This window comes from Enterobacter sp. ECC-019 (assembly GCF_043974075.1).
GTDB classification, from domain to species: domain Bacteria; phylum Pseudomonadota; class Gammaproteobacteria; order Enterobacterales; family Enterobacteriaceae; genus Enterobacter; species Enterobacter asburiae_D.
Map to the genome: position 1 here is coordinate 3,945,642 of NZ_CP143759.1, position 16,679 is coordinate 3,962,320.

Annotated in this window: 10 protein-coding genes; 6 read left to right on the forward strand and 4 right to left on the reverse strand. The window is 55.8% G+C overall.

The features are described from left to right. Positions 1–113: 113 nt before the first annotated feature. Positions 114–2,786: a phosphotransferase RcsD gene (rcsD, locus tag V1566_RS18680; protein WP_395304293.1), complete on the forward strand. Its 2,673-nt coding sequence runs from the start codon at positions 114–116 to the stop codon at positions 2,784–2,786. 16 nt (positions 2,787–2,802) lie between these two features. Beyond that, on the forward strand, positions 2,803–3,453 hold the full coding sequence (rcsB, locus tag V1566_RS18685; protein ID WP_003859405.1) for a response regulator transcription factor RcsB: 651 nt from the start codon (positions 2,803–2,805) through the stop codon (positions 3,451–3,453). A gap of 111 nt (positions 3,454–3,564) precedes the next feature. On the opposite strand, the gene rcsC is transcribed toward rcsB, so the two are convergent. Beyond that, the gene (rcsC, locus tag V1566_RS18690) at positions 3,565–6,411 is read right to left on the reverse strand and encodes a two-component system sensor histidine kinase RcsC (protein WP_395304294.1); all 2,847 of its coding nucleotides are present in this window, start codon (positions 6,409–6,411) and stop codon (positions 3,565–3,567) included. Positions 6,412–6,546: 135 nt separating this feature from the next. Continuing rightward, complete coding sequence (gyrA, locus tag V1566_RS18695) at positions 6,547–9,183, reverse strand: DNA topoisomerase (ATP-hydrolyzing) subunit A (protein ID WP_395304295.1); 2,637 nt, start codon at positions 9,181–9,183, stop codon at positions 6,547–6,549. Between the two features lie 146 nt (positions 9,184–9,329). Here gyrA and ubiG point away from each other — a divergent pair, with 146 nt between their 5' ends. The 4 genes from ubiG to yfaE all read left to right on the forward strand — a co-directional run bounded on the left by ubiG (position 9,330) and on the right by yfaE (position 14,157). After that, positions 9,330–10,058 carry a bifunctional 2-polyprenyl-6-hydroxyphenol methylase/3-demethylubiquinol 3-O-methyltransferase UbiG gene (ubiG, locus tag V1566_RS18700; RefSeq protein ID WP_058841537.1) on the forward strand — a complete coding sequence of 243 codons (729 nt, stop codon included), beginning with the start codon at positions 9,330–9,332 and terminating at the stop codon, positions 10,056–10,058. Positions 10,059–10,405: 347 nt separating this feature from the next. Beyond that, the gene (nrdA, locus tag V1566_RS18705; RefSeq protein ID WP_395304296.1) at positions 10,406–12,691 is read left to right on the forward strand and encodes a class 1a ribonucleoside-diphosphate reductase subunit alpha; all 2,286 of its coding nucleotides are present in this window, start codon (positions 10,406–10,408) and stop codon (positions 12,689–12,691) included. 81 nt (positions 12,692–12,772) lie between these two features. Further along, positions 12,773–13,903: a class Ia ribonucleoside-diphosphate reductase subunit beta gene (gene nrdB, locus V1566_RS18710; RefSeq protein ID WP_395304297.1), complete on the forward strand. Its 1,131-nt coding sequence runs from the start codon at positions 12,773–12,775 to the stop codon at positions 13,901–13,903. Further along, positions 13,903–14,157: a class I ribonucleotide reductase maintenance protein YfaE gene (yfaE, locus tag V1566_RS18715; protein WP_008500234.1), complete on the forward strand. Its 255-nt coding sequence runs from the start codon at positions 13,903–13,905 to the stop codon at positions 14,155–14,157. Before nrdB ends, yfaE begins: the two co-directional genes overlap by 1 nt. 89 nt (positions 14,158–14,246) lie before the next feature. On the opposite strand, the gene glpQ is transcribed toward yfaE, so the two are convergent. Together glpQ and glpT are read right to left on the reverse strand one after the other, a co-directional pair. Beyond that, positions 14,247–15,302, reverse strand: a complete 1,056-nt coding sequence (glpQ, locus tag V1566_RS18720; protein ID WP_213328156.1) for a glycerophosphodiester phosphodiesterase — start codon at positions 15,300–15,302, stop codon at positions 14,247–14,249. A gap of 11 nt (positions 15,303–15,313) precedes the next feature. Next, positions 15,314–16,666: a glycerol-3-phosphate transporter gene (gene glpT / locus V1566_RS18725; RefSeq protein WP_133549656.1), complete on the reverse strand. Its 1,353-nt coding sequence runs from the start codon at positions 16,664–16,666 to the stop codon at positions 15,314–15,316. Between the last annotated feature and the right edge of the window lie 13 nt (positions 16,667–16,679).

Here is a 16,679-nt window from a genome sequence, read left to right on the forward strand (position 1 = left end):
ATTGTCCGGTGAAAAAGTCGCTTCTTCCCGGACAGAGGCGCTGGAAATTCAGTTATTACCCTTTATACTGCCCTATCGCCACAGAGCACGACCATAACGGGTTAAAGATATCAATGAGTCAGACTGAAACTACCGCCCCGAGCAAATTTTCCCTCCTTCCCGGGAGCATCACCCGTTTCTTTCTTCTTTTGATCGTTGTGCTGTTAGTCACCATGGGGGTGATGGTGCAAAGCGCGGTTAACGCCTGGCTGAAGGATAAGAGCTATCAGGTCGTTGATATCACCCATGCCGTGCACAAGCGTATTGATACCTGGCGCTACGCCACCTGGCAGATTTACGACAATATCGCGGCTGCCCCGACCTCCTCGTCCGGGGATGGACTTCAGGAGACGCGGCTTAAGCAGGATGTCTATTATCTCGAAAAACCGCAGCGTAAAACCGAGGCCCTCATCTTTGGCTCTCACGACAGCGCGACGCTTGAGATGACGCAGCGTATTTCGACCTATCTGGATACCCTCTGGGGCGCTGAAACGGTACCGTGGTCGATGTACTATCTGAACGGTCAGGACAACAGCATGATCCTGATCTCAACGCTGCCGTTAAAAGATCTCTCTTCCGGGTTTAAAGAGACAACCGTGGGCAGCATCGTCGATTCCCGCCGGGCAGAGATGCTGCAGCAGGCGAATGCCCTTGATGAACGTGAGAGCTTCTCTTCCCTGCGTCGTCTGGCCTGGCAAAACGGTCATTATTTTACCCTGCGCACCACGTTCAACCAGCCAGGACATCTGGCGACGGTAGTGGCCTTCGATTTACCAATTAATGATTTAATCCCGCCGGACATGCCGCTCGACAGCTTCCGTCTGGAGCCAGACAGCAGCACCCAGAATATGCGTGCGGCGTCAGACAAAGAGGCTGCAGAGAGCGTATCGATCTCCTTTAACGGCTCAAAAATCGAAATCGCCTCGTCGCTGAACTCGACCGGGATGCGTCTGGTGTGGCAGGTACCGTTTGGCACGCTGTTGCTCGACACCCTGCAAAATATCCTGCTGCCTCTGCTGCTGAATATCGGTCTGCTGGCGCTGGCGCTGTTTGGTTACAGCACCTTCCGTTTCCAGCAGGGTCGTCAGAGCGACGCCTCTGCGGTTCCAGCCGGCACCAGCAATGAGCTGCGCGTATTGCGTGCACTGAATGAAGAGATTGTTTCCGTGCTGCCGCTTGGGGTCCTGGTTCACGATCAGGAAGCGAATCGTACGGTCATGAGCAACAAAATTGCCGACCATCTGCTGCCGCATCTTAACCTGCAGAACATCACCACCATGGCGGATCAACACCAGGGGGTGATTCAGGCCACCATCAACAATGAACTGTACGAGATCCGTCAGTCCCGCAGCCAGGTGGCTCCCCGCACGCAAATCTTCATTATTCGCGACCAGGATCGCGAAGTGCTGGTCAATAAAAAGCTCAAGCAAGCGCAAAGGCTGTATGAGAAAAACCAGCAGGGGCGCGCCGCATTCATGCAGAACATTGGCGACGCCTTCAAGCAGCCGTTAAAAACGCTGGCGACCCAGGCGGCGGCGTTAAACACCTCTGAAAGCCACCAGCTTGCCTGCCAGGCCGATTCGCTGGTCAGAATGGTTGACGAGATCCAGCTGGCGAACATGCTGGAGAATGATTTCTGGAAGGGAACGCCAACCCTCTTCTCCATTCAGGATCTGATCGATGAAGTGGTGCCGGACGTACTGCCCGTCATTAAGCGCAAAGGGTTGCAGCTGTTGATCAATAACAATCTCCCGGCAAATGACGAACGCCACGGCGATCGTGAAGCGTTGCGCCGCATTCTGCTGATGATCATTCAGTACGCCGTGACCACCACGCAGATTGGCAAGATCACCCTTGAAGTCAGTACTGAGGAGTCGGCAGAAGACCGCCTGACATTCCGCATCCTGGATACCGGAGAAGGCGTCACAACGAGTGAAATTGATAATCTGCACTTCCCGTTCCTGAATGACACACAAAGCGATCGCTACGGCAAGGCCAATGCCCTGACCTTCTGGCTGTGCGATCAGCTGGCGCGTAAGCTCGGCGGCCATCTGAATATCAAAGCCCGTGAATCCCTCGGTACTCGCTATTCTCTGCACGTGAAAATGGCGGCCAATCCGCAGGAAGAAGATGAAGAACGTCTGCTGGATGATGTCGTGGTGATGGTCGATGTGACCTCGAATGAGATCCGCAATATTGTCGTTCGTCAGTTAGAAAACTGGGGTGCGGCCTGCATCACGCCGGATGAAAGACTTGCAAGTCAAGAATTTGATCTGTTTTTAACTGATAATCCGTCTAATCTTACTGCCTCCGGCTTGCTTTTAAGCGATGATGAGTCAGGCGTGCGGAAAATCGGCCCTGGCCAGCTGCGCGTCAACTTTAATATAAGCAATGCGATGCAGGAAGCTGTACTACAACTAATAGAAGAGCAGCTGGCGCAGGAAGAGATAGCGGAATCCCCGTTAGGCGGCAATGAAAATGCCGAGCTTCACGCCAGCGGATACTATTCACTCTTTGTTGAGACAGTACCAGATGATGTTAAGCGGTTGTATACTGAGTCCGCTGCGAATGATTTTGCAGCGCTGGCACAGACAGCACACCGGCTTAAAGGGGTGTTTGCCATGCTTAATCTGGTTCCCGGCAAGCAGTTATGTGAAACGCTGGAACATCTAATTCGTGAGAAAGATGCCTCTGGCATTGAAAAATACATCAGCGACATTGACGCCTACGTCAAAAGCTTGCTGTAGCAAGGTAGCCTTATACATGAACAATATGAACGTAATTATTGCCGATGACCATCCGATTGTACTGTTCGGTATTCGCAAATCACTTGAACAGATCGAGTGGGTGAATGTAGTCGGTGAATTTGAAGACTCTACAGCACTGATCAATAACCTCCCAAAGCTTGATGCACACGTGCTCATTACCGATCTCTCCATGCCTGGGGACAAGTACGGTGATGGGATCACGCTCATCAAATACATTAAACGTCACTTTCCGGATATCTCGATCATTGTTCTGACCATGAACAACAACCCGGCGATCCTGAGCGCGGTGTTGGATCTCGACATTGAAGGGATTGTGCTGAAACAGGGCGCACCGACCGATCTACCAAAAGCGCTCGCTGCGCTGCAGAAAGGCAAGAAGTTCACGCCTGAGAGCGTCTCTCGTCTGCTGGAAAAAATCAGCGCGGGTGGCTACGGTGACAAACGCCTGTCCCCGAAAGAGAGTGAAGTTCTGCGCCTGTTCGCAGAAGGTTTCCTGGTGACCGAGATTGCCAAGAAGCTGAACCGCAGTATTAAAACCATCAGCAGCCAGAAGAAATCAGCGATGATGAAGCTGGGCGTGGACAACGATATTGCACTGTTGAACTATCTCTCCTCCGTCACACTGAGCGCAACCGACAAGGATTGATCTCCGCTGTTTATGCCGGGTGGCGCTCGCGCTTACCCGGCCTACAGAACCCGTAGGCCCGCGCAAGCGCAGCGCCGCCGGGCAAATGAAAAAGGCCCTTGCGGGCCTTTTTTATATCCGCGTTTTTCTCACGCGCTCCGCGTAAATCGACAATGTCTGTTTCAGCACGTCCAGCGTCACCGGTTTCGACAGACAGCTGTCCATGCCTGACTCCAGACAGCGCTGCTTCTCTTCCGCCAGCGCGTTCGCCGTTACGCCCACCACCGGCAGCGTCAGGCCAAGCTGTCGGATGCGCTGCGTCAGACGGTAGCCGTCCATGTTAGGCATGTTGACGTCGCTGAGCACGATATCAATATGATTTTTACTCAGCACATTCAGCGCATCCACGCCGTCATTGGCCGTTTTGCACTGGTAGCCCAGCGAGCCAAGCTGGTCAGCCAGCAGGCGGCGGTTAATCGGATGGTCATCCACCACCAGAATCATCATATCGTCATTCACCGACGCCAGAGACTCCGGCGACGGCAATCCGCCCTCGCCGTCGCGCTCTTCCAGCTCCACTTTGTAGATGCGCGCCAGCAGGCTCAACAGCTCGTGCGGCGTTGCGACGCTGTGTACCCATTCTCCAGGCGCACGCTCGACAGGAATACCGATGTGGCGACGACAGAAGAGCACTGACCCTCTCCCCTGCCACGGCTGTTCCGGCATCTCGTCGGCGATCAGCACATCGTCCACATCCGGCGTTTGCCCTTCATAGCGGCACACCCGCACGCCGCTGTGGGCAAGCAGCGCCGTCAGGTAGTCATTCAGCGAGGCGTTATGCACCGCCAGCCAGCAGCGCTTGTCGCTCAGCCCGTCAACCGTCGCTTTAGCCGGATACTGCGCCGAATAGAGCGGAATACGGATGGTGAACTGGCTGCCCATGCCGGGCTCGGTATCCACCGAGATATCACCGTCCATCATGCTGACGAGCTTCTCACAAATCGCCAGCCCCAGTCCGGTGCCCTGGAAGTTACGCTGCACGCCGGTCCCGACCTGGAAAAACGGGTCGAACAGGCGAACCACTTCCTTCGCCGGGATGCCGACGCCCGTGTCGCGCACGCGAATGCTCAGGTAATCCCCCGCCCGGCAGACGTGCAACACGATACAGCCAACGTCGGTGAATTTGATGGCGTTGCTGAGCAGGTTAGAGATGACCTGCTGCAGGCGCATCGGATCGCCGTGCAGCGTCAGCGGCACGTCCGGTTCGATAAAGCAGTAGAGCCCCAGCTGCTTACGTACTACCAGCGGCAGATAGTTGGCGCTGATATGGTTCATCACCTCGCGCGGCGAGAACTCCCGCGGTTCGATTTTCAGCTGCTCAGACTCGATTTTAGAGAAGTCGAGAATATCGCTGATGATTTTTAGCAGCAGGCTGGAGGAGTTGTTCATCGCCGTCACCAGCCTGTCGACCCCTTTCGGCAGCTCTTTCGTCTGCAGCAGGTCGAGGTTACCGATGATCCCATACAGCGGCGTTCGCAGCTCGTGGCTGACGGTGGCAAGGAACATCGATTTCGACTGGCTGGCCTGCTCCGCGGCCTGCGCCATCTCCTGCAGCGACTCTTCCATTTTCACGCGCGCGGAGACATCCACCAGCACGCAAATCGCCACGTTTTCATTACGATAGCGGGAATGCACAAAGCTGATCTGCAGGTTGGTGTGCGTACTGGTGAGCACGTCGACAAAGTTTACCTGCTGGCCGCAGATAATCTGCGTCAGCCTCTGCCGGTCCTCATGCGTCAGCATGTTCAGGTAGTTATGCGCCAGTTCGTTACTCAGGATATTGGTCCCATCCTGGGTACGCAGAATACAGATCCCCACAGGCGCCGAAGCGACAATCTTGCGGTTAAACTGCTCATGTTCCTCCAGCCGCTGGGCGTCGCTCTCGGCGGGAATAAAGATTTTCCGCTCATACATGCGCGCCAGGGTGAACAGCGCCCCACCCGCGATCAGGTTCAGCAGAATGGCATTCATGATGAGAATGCGTATCCGCTCAAGCACCATGTCCACCGGCAGCGAATAGACAATACTCAGCGACGAAGGCGGCAGGCTCTTCTTCAGCACCAGTTCGCGGAAACCCGAGGTATAGCCAAACCACGACCGCTCCTGCATCCAGTGCGGTTCGACGTTTAACCGGTTATCCGGGCCTGCGAGTGAGATCAGCTGATGGCCGTTTTCATCCAGAATGGTCACCCCCATGGGCAGGCTGCCCGGGGTGAAGAAGTTTTCCATGCGGATGGTCTGCTCAATCCCCAGCAGCGCCTGCAGGCGATTGCCGAGATACACCGGCGTCAGGGCGTAGAAATAGCCCACGCCCGGGCGCGGGCCCTGGCTAACCCAGAAGATGTTATTCCCGCGCTCGTCCTGCGGCGCATTGCGATATTTCACAATACGTTCATGCAGGCTTTTCAGCGCATCGTCACGCTCAACGGGCACATCGCGCAGGCCAAAGTCAGCCATGCAGAGATTTTCACTGCCAATCAGGAATACGCGGTTCAGGTCATAGGCGGCGGAGAAATTGTCGCGCCAGTAGCGCATAAACCAGGCAAGGGATTCCAGCGACCCGCGCCAGGAATTGCTCATGGTGGAGCAATCGGAGTCAGGGAAAAGCGGCTGGAAGTCCGGGACTTCGGTTTTGTCATTACGCCCGCGAAGCGCAAGGATGCCGTTTTCCGCCGTCAGACGATTCTCGGCAATATACTTCAGCTCCTTCATCACGTCAGACGTTCGCTGAATGTAGCGCTGGGCCTGGTCGGAGCTTAAGTTAAACTCCTGGCGGATCTCCGCTTCTTTCTGGTGCAGCGCGTTAACGATGTAAAACACCGAGAACAAGGCCACCAGCAGCCAAAGCAGGAGCGCCAGCGCCCGAAACAGATAGCGAGAAACTTTCAGCGTAGTACGAAAGGAGACGAGGTATTTCAAGGGGGCGAGGCTCCGCCGTCGGGGTCAAAAGAATGTGGTTAAGGTAGCGGTAAACGCGCCAGGTCGCAACGTTGACTTATCTGCTTGTGCAAAAGAAAAGGGCCGGAATCCGGCCCTTTTTTGTATCAGGAGACATTACTCGTCAGCGTCATCCGCTGCGTCATCGTCAGTGTCGGCTTCCGGCGCGATCTCATCATCGCCTTCCGCAACGCTACCGTCGATAGAGTCGAGTTCTTCGTCATCCACCGGCTCAGCAACGCGTTGCAGGCCCACCACGTTTTCATCTTCCGCTGTACGGATGAGGATTACGCCCTGGGTGTTACGCCCTACCACGCTGATCTCAGACACGCGGGTACGCACCAGCGTACCGGCATCGGTGATCATCATGATCTGGTCGGCATCGTCCACCTGCACCGCGCCCACAACGGAACCGTTGCGCTCGGTCACTTTGATAGAGATAACGCCCTGCGTGCCGCGAGACTTGGTTGGGTATTCCCCTTCCGCCGTACGTTTACCGTAACCGTTCTGCGTGACGGTCAGGATAGCCCCTTCACCGCGCGGAATAATCAGAGAAACAACGCTGTCTTCGCCAGCCAGTTTGATACCACGAACGCCCGTAGCGGTACGACCCATCGCGCGGACGGCATTCTCTTTAAAGCGCACCACTTTACCGGCGGCAGAGAACAGCATCACTTCATCGGAACCGGAGGTCAGATCCACGCCGATCAGCTCGTCGCCTTCGTTCAGGTTCACCGCGATAATACCGGCGGAACGTGGGCGGCTGAACTCGGTCAGCGCGGTTTTCTTCACGGTACCGCTGGCGGTCGCCATAAAGACGTTCACGCCCTCTTCGTACTCGCGTACCGGCAGGATGGCGGTGATACGTTCGTTCGCTTCCAGCGGCAGCAGGTTAACGATTGGACGACCACGCGCGCCACGGCTTGCTTCCGGCAGCTGATAGACTTTCATCCAGTACAGACGACCGCGGCTGGAGAAGCAGAGGATCGTGTCATGGGTGTTGGCCACCAGCAGGCGGTCAATAAAGTCTTCTTCTTTAATACGTGCTGCAGACTTGCCTTTACCGCCACGACGCTGTGCTTCGTAGTCGGTCAGCGGCTGATACTTCACATAGCCCTGGTGAGACAGGGTGACCACCACGTCTTCGCGGTTGATCAGATCTTCAATGTTGATATCAGAGCTGTTCGCGGTGATTTCGGTACGGCGCGCATCGCCGAACTGATCGCGGACCAGTTCCAGCTCTTCACGGATCACTTCCATCAGACGCTCTGCGCTGCCCAGAATGTGCAACAGCTCAGCAATCTGTTCCAGCAGCTCTTTGTATTCGTCGAGCAGTTTTTCGTGCTCAAGGCCGGTCAGTTTCTGCAGACGCAGATCCAGAATCGCCTGGGCCTGCTGTTCAGTCAGGTAATACTGACCGTCACGCACGCCGAATTCAGGTTCCAGCCACTCAGGACGCGCTGCGTCATCGCCCGCACGTTCCAGCATCGCGGCGACATTACCCAGATCCCACGGACGGGAAATCAGGGCGGCTTTCGCTTCCGCCGGGGTTGGCGCACGACGGATCAGTTCAATGATCGGGTCGATGTTGGCCAGCGCAACCGCCAGCGCTTCGAGGATGTGCGCACGGTCGCGCGCTTTGCGCAGTTCGAAGATGGTACGACGGGTCACCACTTCACGGCGGTGACGCACGAACGCGCTCAGGATCTCTTTCAGGTTCATGATCTTCGGCTGACCATGGTGCAGTGCAACCATGTTGATACCGAAGGAGACCTGAAGCTGAGTCTGGGAGTACAGGTTGTTCAGCACAACCTCACCCACCGCGTCGCGTTTGATCTCAATCACGATGCGCATACCGTCTTTGTCAGACTCGTCACGCAGCGCGCTGATACCTTCAACACGTTTTTCTTTTACCAGCTCGGCGATTTTTTCAATCAGACGCGCTTTGTTCACCTGATACGGGATCTCGTGAACAATGATGGTCTCACGGCCGGTTTTGGCGTCCGCTTCCACTTCGGCGCGGGCACGGATGTAAATCTTGCCGCGACCGGTGCGGTACGCTTCTTCAATACCGCGACGACCGTTGATGATCGCCGCCGTCGGGAAATCCGGACCCGGGATGTGTTCCATCAGCCCTTCAATGCTGATGTCTTCATCGTCGATATAGGCCAGGCAGCCGTTGATCACCTCGGTGATATTGTGCGGCGGAATGTTGGTTGCCATACCGACCGCGATACCGGACGAACCGTTAACCAGCAGGTTCGGGATCTTGGTTGGCATCACATCTGGGATGCGCTCGGTGCCGTCGTAGTTATCGACGAAATCAACGGTCTCTTTTTCCAGGTCGGCCATCAGCTCATGAGCGATTTTCGACATACGGATTTCCGTATAACGCATCGCCGCAGCGGAGTCGCCGTCGACTGAACCAAAGTTACCCTGACCATCTACCAGCATGTAACGCAAGGAGAATGGCTGCGCCATACGAACGATGGTGTCATAAACGGCGGTATCACCATGCGGGTGATATTTACCGATGACGTCACCGACGACGCGGGCAGATTTTTTATAGGCTTTATTCCAGTCATTGCCCAATACGTTCATGGCGTATAGTACGCGACGGTGTACCGGCTTAAGGCCATCGCGGACGTCCGGCAGCGCACGGCCAACAATGACCGACATCGCATAGTCCAGATAGGAGCTCTTCAGCTCTTCCTCGATGTTAACCGGTGTAATTTCTCTCGCAAGGTCGCTCATCTAACCGCTATCCCTCTACTGTATCCCGGATTCAAAGGTCGCAAATTATAACACAGCCGAGGTGATTGAGGTAAACCTATACGCTTTATTCACGGGGATTGCCTGATATACTCCTTTGTCTTGCTAAATAAGGAGTAAAAGCGCCCATGAATGCCGAAAAATCCCCGGTGGTTCACAACGTTGACCACGAAGAGATTGCCAAATTTGAAGCGGTGGCGTCCCGCTGGTGGGATCTCGAAGGTGAGTTCAAACCGCTGCATCGCATTAACCCGCTGCGTCTGGGCTATATCGCGGAGCGTTCCGGCGGTCTGTTCGGTAAGAAAGTGCTCGACGTCGGCTGCGGCGGCGGCATCCTGGCTGAGAGCATGGCGCGCGAAGGGGCGAACGTCACTGGCCTGGATATGGGCTTTGAACCGCTGCAGGTGGCCCGCCTTCATGCGCTGGAGTCCGGCATACAGGTGGAATACGTGCAGGAAACCGTGGAAGAGCACGCGGCGAAACACGCCCATCAGTACGATGTGGTGACCTGCATGGAGATGCTGGAGCACGTTCCCGATCCGCAGTCCGTGGTGCATGCCTGTGCAAAACTGGTGAAGCCGGGCGGCCAGGTCTTCTTCTCAACCATCAACCGCAACGGCAAAGCCTGGCTGATGGCCGTTGTTGGCGCAGAATATGTGCTGCGCATGGTGCCGAAAGGCACACACGACGTGAAGAAATTCATCAAGCCTGCGGAGTTGTTAAGCTGGGTTGACCAGACGTGGCTCAAAGAGCAGCACATCACCGGCCTGCACTACAATCCGCTGACCGATAAATTCAAACTCGCACCGGGCGTTGATGTTAACTATATGTTGCACACAACCGCCAAAAACGACTAACGTCATTCGTTATTCTTATAAAGATTGCGCGACATCATGTTGCGCAATTCTGACCTCCCGTTGAAGAAATCAGCACTCGATCAAATTTTGAATTTTTTTTCTTAATTATTGACATGTCTTCCAGGCCTTACGGTACGAGGACTTAGCCTTTTTTACCCTTTCACAACCTCAATTTAACGTCAAAATCAACCCTTGTGCTGAAAAGATTCGATACTAGAATACTCACCATATAGCGTTTTTCTTATCGCAAACCCCCTATATGTAGTATTTATCCACAGAGTTAGTCACAAGACGGATCTGTGGATAAGCGGGGGATATTTTTTATTTCACGGACAGGTAAAACCCACATGAATCAGAGTCTGCTGGTGACAAAGCGCGACGGTACCACCGAGCGTATCAATCTGGACAAAATCCATCGAGTTCTCGACTGGGCAGCAGAAGGACTGAACAACGTATCTATCTCCCAGGTTGAACTGCGTTCCCACATCCAGTTCTACGACGGCATCAAAACGTCTGATATCCACGAAACGATCATTAAAGCAGCGGCAGACCTCATCTCCCGCGAAGCACCTGATTATCAGTACCTCGCTGCACGTCTGGCGATTTTCCACCTGCGTAAAAAAGCCTACGGCCAGTTTGAGCCGCCGAAGCTTTACGATCACGTGGTGAAAATGGTTGAGCTGGGCAAATACGACACGCATCTGCTGGAAGACTATACGGAAGAAGAGTTCGAGCAGATGAACGAGTTTATCGATCACTGGCGCGACATGAACTTCTCCTACGCGGCGGTGAAGCAGCTCGAAGGCAAATACCTGGTTCAGAACCGTGTAACCGGTGAGATCTACGAAAGCGCCCAGTTCCTCTATATTCTGGTGGCCGCCTGCCTGTTCTCTAACTACCCGCGTGACACCCGTCTGGAATACGTGAAGCGTTTCTACGATGCGGTATCCACGTTCAAGATTTCTCTGCCGACGCCAATCATGTCTGGCGTGCGTACCCCAACCCGTCAGTTCAGCTCCTGCGTACTGATCGAATGTGGTGACAGCCTGGATTCCATCAACGCCACCTCCAGCGCCATCGTGAAATACGTTTCCCAGCGTGCCGGTATCGGCATCAACGCCGGTCGCATCCGTGCGCTGGGCAGCCCGATTCGCGGCGGTGAAGCGTTCCACACCGGCTGTATCCCGTTCTATAAACACTTCCAGACGGCAGTAAAATCCTGCTCTCAGGGCGGCGTGCGCGGCGGTGCTGCGACCCTGTTCTACCCGATGTGGCACCTGGAAGTGGAAAGCCTGCTGGTCCTGAAAAACAACCGCGGCGTTGAAGGCAACCGCGTGCGTCACATGGACTACGGCGTGCAGATTAACAAGCTGATGTACACCCGTCTGCTGAAAGGCGAAGACATCACGCTGTTCAGCCCGTCCGACGTTCCGGGCCTGTATGACGCGTTCTTTGCCGATCAGGACGAGTTCGAGCGTCTGTACACCAAATACGAAAAAGACGACAGCATTCGTAAGCAGCGCGTGAAGGCGGTAGACCTGTTCTCCCTGATGATGCAGGAACGTGCCTCTACCGGTCGTATCTACATCCAGAACGTTGACCACTGCAACACCCACAGCCCGTTTGACCCGGTGGTTGCGCCAGTGCGCCAGTCCAACCTGTGCCTGGAGATCGCCCTGCCGACCAAACCGCTGGAAGACGTGAACGACGAAAACGGTGAAATTGCTCTGTGTACGCTCTCCGCGTTCAACCTGGGTGCGATTAAGAGCCTGGACGAGCTGGAAGAGCTGGCCGTGCTGGCGGTTCGCGCGCTCGACGCCCTGCTGGACTACCAGGATTACCCAATCCCGGCCGCAAAACGCGGTGCAATGGGCCGCCGTACCCTGGGTATCGGCGTGATCAACTTCGCCTACTGGCTGGCGAAAAACGGCAAGCGTTACTCTGACGGCAGCGCTAACAACCTGACGCACCAGACGTTTGAAGCCATTCAGTACTACCTGATGAAAGCCTCTAACGAGCTGGCGAAAGAGCAAGGCGCGTGCCCGTGGTTCAACGAAACCACCTACGCGAAAGGCATTCTGCCAATCGACACCTACAAGAAAGACCTGGATGCGATTGTCAGCGAGCCGCTGCATCTCGACTGGGAAGGCCTGCGTGAGTCCATCAAGACCCACGGCCTGCGTAACTCCACGCTCTCTGCTCTGATGCCGTCCGAGACCTCTTCGCAGATCTCTAACGCCACCAACGGTATTGAACCGCCGCGCGGCCACGTCAGCATCAAGGCGTCGAAAGACGGCGTGCTGCGTCAGGTCGTACCGGATTACGAAACCCTGGGCAACAACTACGAGCTGCTGTGGGAAATGCCAAACAACGACGGCTACCTGCAGCTGGTGGGTATCATGCAGAAGTTTATCGACCAGTCGATCTCTGCCAATACCAACTATGACCCGACGCGCTTCCCGTCCGGCAAGGTTCCGATGCAGCAGTTGCTGAAAGACCTGCTCACCGCCTACAAATTTGGCGTGAAAACACTGTACTATCACAACACCCGTGACGGTGCGGAAGACGCGCAGGACGACATGGTACCGTCAATTCAGGACGATGGCTGCGAAAGCGGCGCATGTAAGATCTAATGTAAATGCCGGGTGGCGCTACGCTTACCCGGCCTACGATTTTGTTTGCCCGACTGACAAAATCTCTCACAGGACACACTCATGGCATACACCACCTTTTCACAGACGAAAAACGACCAGCTCAAAGAGCCGATGTTCTTCGGCCAGCCGGTCAACGTGGCACGCTACGATCAGCAAAAATATGACATCTTCGAAAAGCTGATCGAAAAGCAACTCTCCTTCTTCTGGCGCCCGGAAGAAGTGGACGTCTCCCGCGACCGTATTGACTACCAGTCGCTGCCGGATCATGAAAAACATATCTTCATCAGCAACCTGAAATACCAGACGCTGCTGGACTCCATTCAGGGCCGTAGCCCGAACGTGGCGCTGTTGCCGCTGATCTCCATTCCTGAGCTGGAAACCTGGGTGGAAACATGGGCGTTCTCCGAGACGATCCACTCCCGCTCTTACACCCACATCATCCGCAACATCGTGAACGATCCGGCGGTGGTGTTTGACGATATCGTTACCAACGAGCAGATCCAGAAGCGCGCGGAAGGTATTGCGCACTACTACGACGAGCTGATCCAGATGACCAGCTACTGGCATCTGCTGGGCGAAGGCACCCACAACGTGAACGGTAAAACCATTACCGTTAACCTGCGCGCGCTGAAAAGACAGCTGTACCTGTGCCTGATGAGCGTCAACGCGCTGGAAGCGATCCGCTTCTACGTGAGCTTCGCCTGCTCCTTCGCCTTTGCCGAGCGCAAGCTGATGGAAGGCAACGCCAAAATCATCCGTCTGATTGCCCGCGATGAAGCCCTGCACCTGACAGGCACCCAGCACATGCTGAACCTGCTGCGCAGCGGTACGGACGATCCGGAGATGGCGGAAATTGCCGAAGAGTGCAAGCAGGAGTGCTACGACCTGTTCGTGCTGGCGGCTCAGCAGGAGAAAGAGTGGGCAGACTACCTGTTCCGCGACGGCTCCATGATTGGCCTGAACAAAGACATCCTGTGCCAGTACGTTGAGTACATCACCAACATCCGCATGCAGGCCGTCGGTCTCGACCTGCCGTTCCAGACGCGCTCTAACCCAATCCCGTGGATCAACACCTGGCTGGTGTCCGATAACGTGCAGGTTGCGCCGCAGGAAGTGGAAGTGAGCTCTTATCTGGTCGGTCAGATTGATTCTGAAGTCAACACCGACGACCTGAGCAACTTCCAGCTCTGATGTCACGCGTCACGTTAAGTCTTTCCGGCACAGAGGTACTGTGTCGGGAGGAGCACCCTTCTCTGCTGGTGGCGCTTGAGGCGCATCAGGTAGAAGTAGAGTACCAGTGTCGTTCCGGCTACTGCGGCTCCTGCCGCTGCCGTCTGGTCGCCGGCCAGGTAGACTGGCTGACCGAGCCGCTGGCCTTTATCAACGAAGGGGAAATTTTGCCCTGCTGCTGCCGGGCAAAAGGCGATATAGAGATCGAGATGTGATTGTGTCGGGTGGCGCTTCGCTTACCCGACCTACAAAACCGCAGTTCGTAGGCCGGGTAAGGCGCAGCCGCCGCCCGGCAATTTCAGCGTTAATCCTTCAAAAAGCTCACCGCTTTATCCGGGAAATCCGTAAACAACCCGTCCACGCCCGCCTGGTTATACAACACCTCATAAAGCTGATTCACATCCGTGGCATACGGCGGCAGCTGGTCCGCACGCACGGTATATGGATGCACCTGCATCTTGCTGGCGTGCGCCTCTTTCACCATCGCCGTCAGCTTCACGTGGCCCGGCGCTGAGCCTTCCGCCACCAGCATGTGGTAATCCGGCCCGATGCCGTCGGCGTACTGCGCAATCTGCTTCATCGCGCCCGGCTTAAACATCCAGTCGTAGTTATAGTTAACCCACTTCCCGTCCGGCTGCTTCTCCTGAGTTTCATTCCAGTCGGTATAGGCGATCAGCTGCACCAGATTGAGGTTCATGCCCATCTTCGGCTCCAGCTCGGTTTTGATGCGCTTCAGCTCGGCGGCGTCAAAACACTGCAGGTAGACTTTGTCCTTCTTGCTGGTGTAGCCGTACTGTTTCAGCACCTCCAGCGTCTTCGCGGCAATGTCTTTTCCTTCCTGATGGTGGAACCACGGCGCTTTGATCTCCGGGTAGATACCGATGTTCTTACCGGTGGAGTGGTTCAGCCCCTGAACAAACTCAATCTCTTCCTGGAAGGTATGAATGCGGAAGTCAGATTTGCCCATCGGGAAACGTCCCGGATAGACCTGCACCTTCTTGCCGTTTTCAATCTCAAAGCCTTCGGTAAACTTCAGGGAACGGATCTCCGCCAGGGTGAAATCAATGGCGTAGTAGCGGCCATCTTTGCGCGCGCGGTCCGGGAAACGCTCCGCCACGTCCGTCACGCGGTCCAGATAGTGGTCATGCAGGACGACCAACTGGTCGTCCTTGGTCATCACCAGATCCTGCTCCAGATAATCCGCGCCCTGGGCATAGGCCATCGCTTTTGCCGGCAGCGTATGCTCCGGCAGATAGCCGCTGGCGCCGCGGTGGGCGATAACGATTTTATCCGCCGCCAGCGCGGAGCCTGTCATCAGGCCCGCCAGCAGCAGGCCGGTTGTTACGTAAGATAATTTCATGGCATTGCTCCTTATTGACGACGCGCCTGCACTTCCGCGTGGTGGCGTTTCTCACCGATCATCACAACAATCAGCAGCAGTACCGCCAACACGCTACCGCCGATCATCACCATAAAGCCGCCGTCCCAGCCAAAGAAGTCAACGGTATAGCCCACGATGGCGCTCGCCGCGACCGAACCACCCAGATAGCCGAACAGACCGGTAAAGCCTGCCGCCGTGCCTGCCGCTTTTTTCGGTGCCAGCTCCAGCGCGTGCAGACCGATCAGCATTACCGGACCGTAGATCAGGAAGCCGATGACGATCATGCAGGCCATGTCTACACCCGGATTACCCGGCGGGTTGAGCCAGTACACGACGGTCGCGATAGTGACCAGGGTCATAAAGAACACGCCCGTCGCGCCGCGGTTACCTTTAAACACCTTGTCCGACATCCAGCCGCAAAGCAGCGTGCCCGGGATCCCGGCATATTCATACAGGAAATAGGCCCACGAGGATTTATCCAGCGCGAAGTGCTTCACCTCTTTCAGGTAGGTTGGCGACCAGTCGAGGATGCCGTAGCGCAGCAGGTAAACGAACACGTTCGCCACCGCGATGTACCACAGCAGCTTGTTCGGCAGGACGTACTTCATGAAGATCTGTTTTGCGGTAAGCTCTTCTTCGTGCTCCTTGCTGTAATCGTCCGGATAGTCGTTTTTGTACTCTTCAATCGGCGGCAGGCCGCAGGACTGAGGCGTGTCGCGCATGAGCGCGAAGGCGATAATCGCCACGACGATGGCACCAAAGGCAGGCATATACAGCGCAGCGTGCCAGTCGTTGAACCAGGCCATCCCCAGCAGGAACAGCAGCGGCGGAATACCGCCACCCACGTTATGCGCACAGTTCCACACCGACACGATGCCGCCGCGCTCCTTCTGCGACCACCAGTGCACCATGGTGCGTCCGCACGGCGGCCACCCCATCCCCTGGAACCAGCCGCAGAGGAACAGCAGCACGAACATAATCGCAATACTGGACGTCGCCCACGGCACAAAGCCCATGAACAGCATGACCGCGGCCGCCAGGATCAGGCCGGCGGGCAGGAACACGCGCGGATTCGAGCGATCCGACACGGAACCCATGATGAATTTGGAAAAACCGTAGGCGATTGAGATCCCCGACAGCGCGAACCCCAGATCGCCGCGGGAGAAGCCCTGCTCCACCAGATACGGCATGGCGAGCGCAAAGTTTTTACGTACAAGGTAGTACGCCGCGTACCCGAAGAAGATCCCCAGGAAAATTTGCCAGCGCAGACGGCGGTATAGCGGATCAATTTCTGCCTCTGGCAGACGCGCCCGATGCGGCGCAGGTTTGAAGATACTGAGCATAACAGCCTCCGTG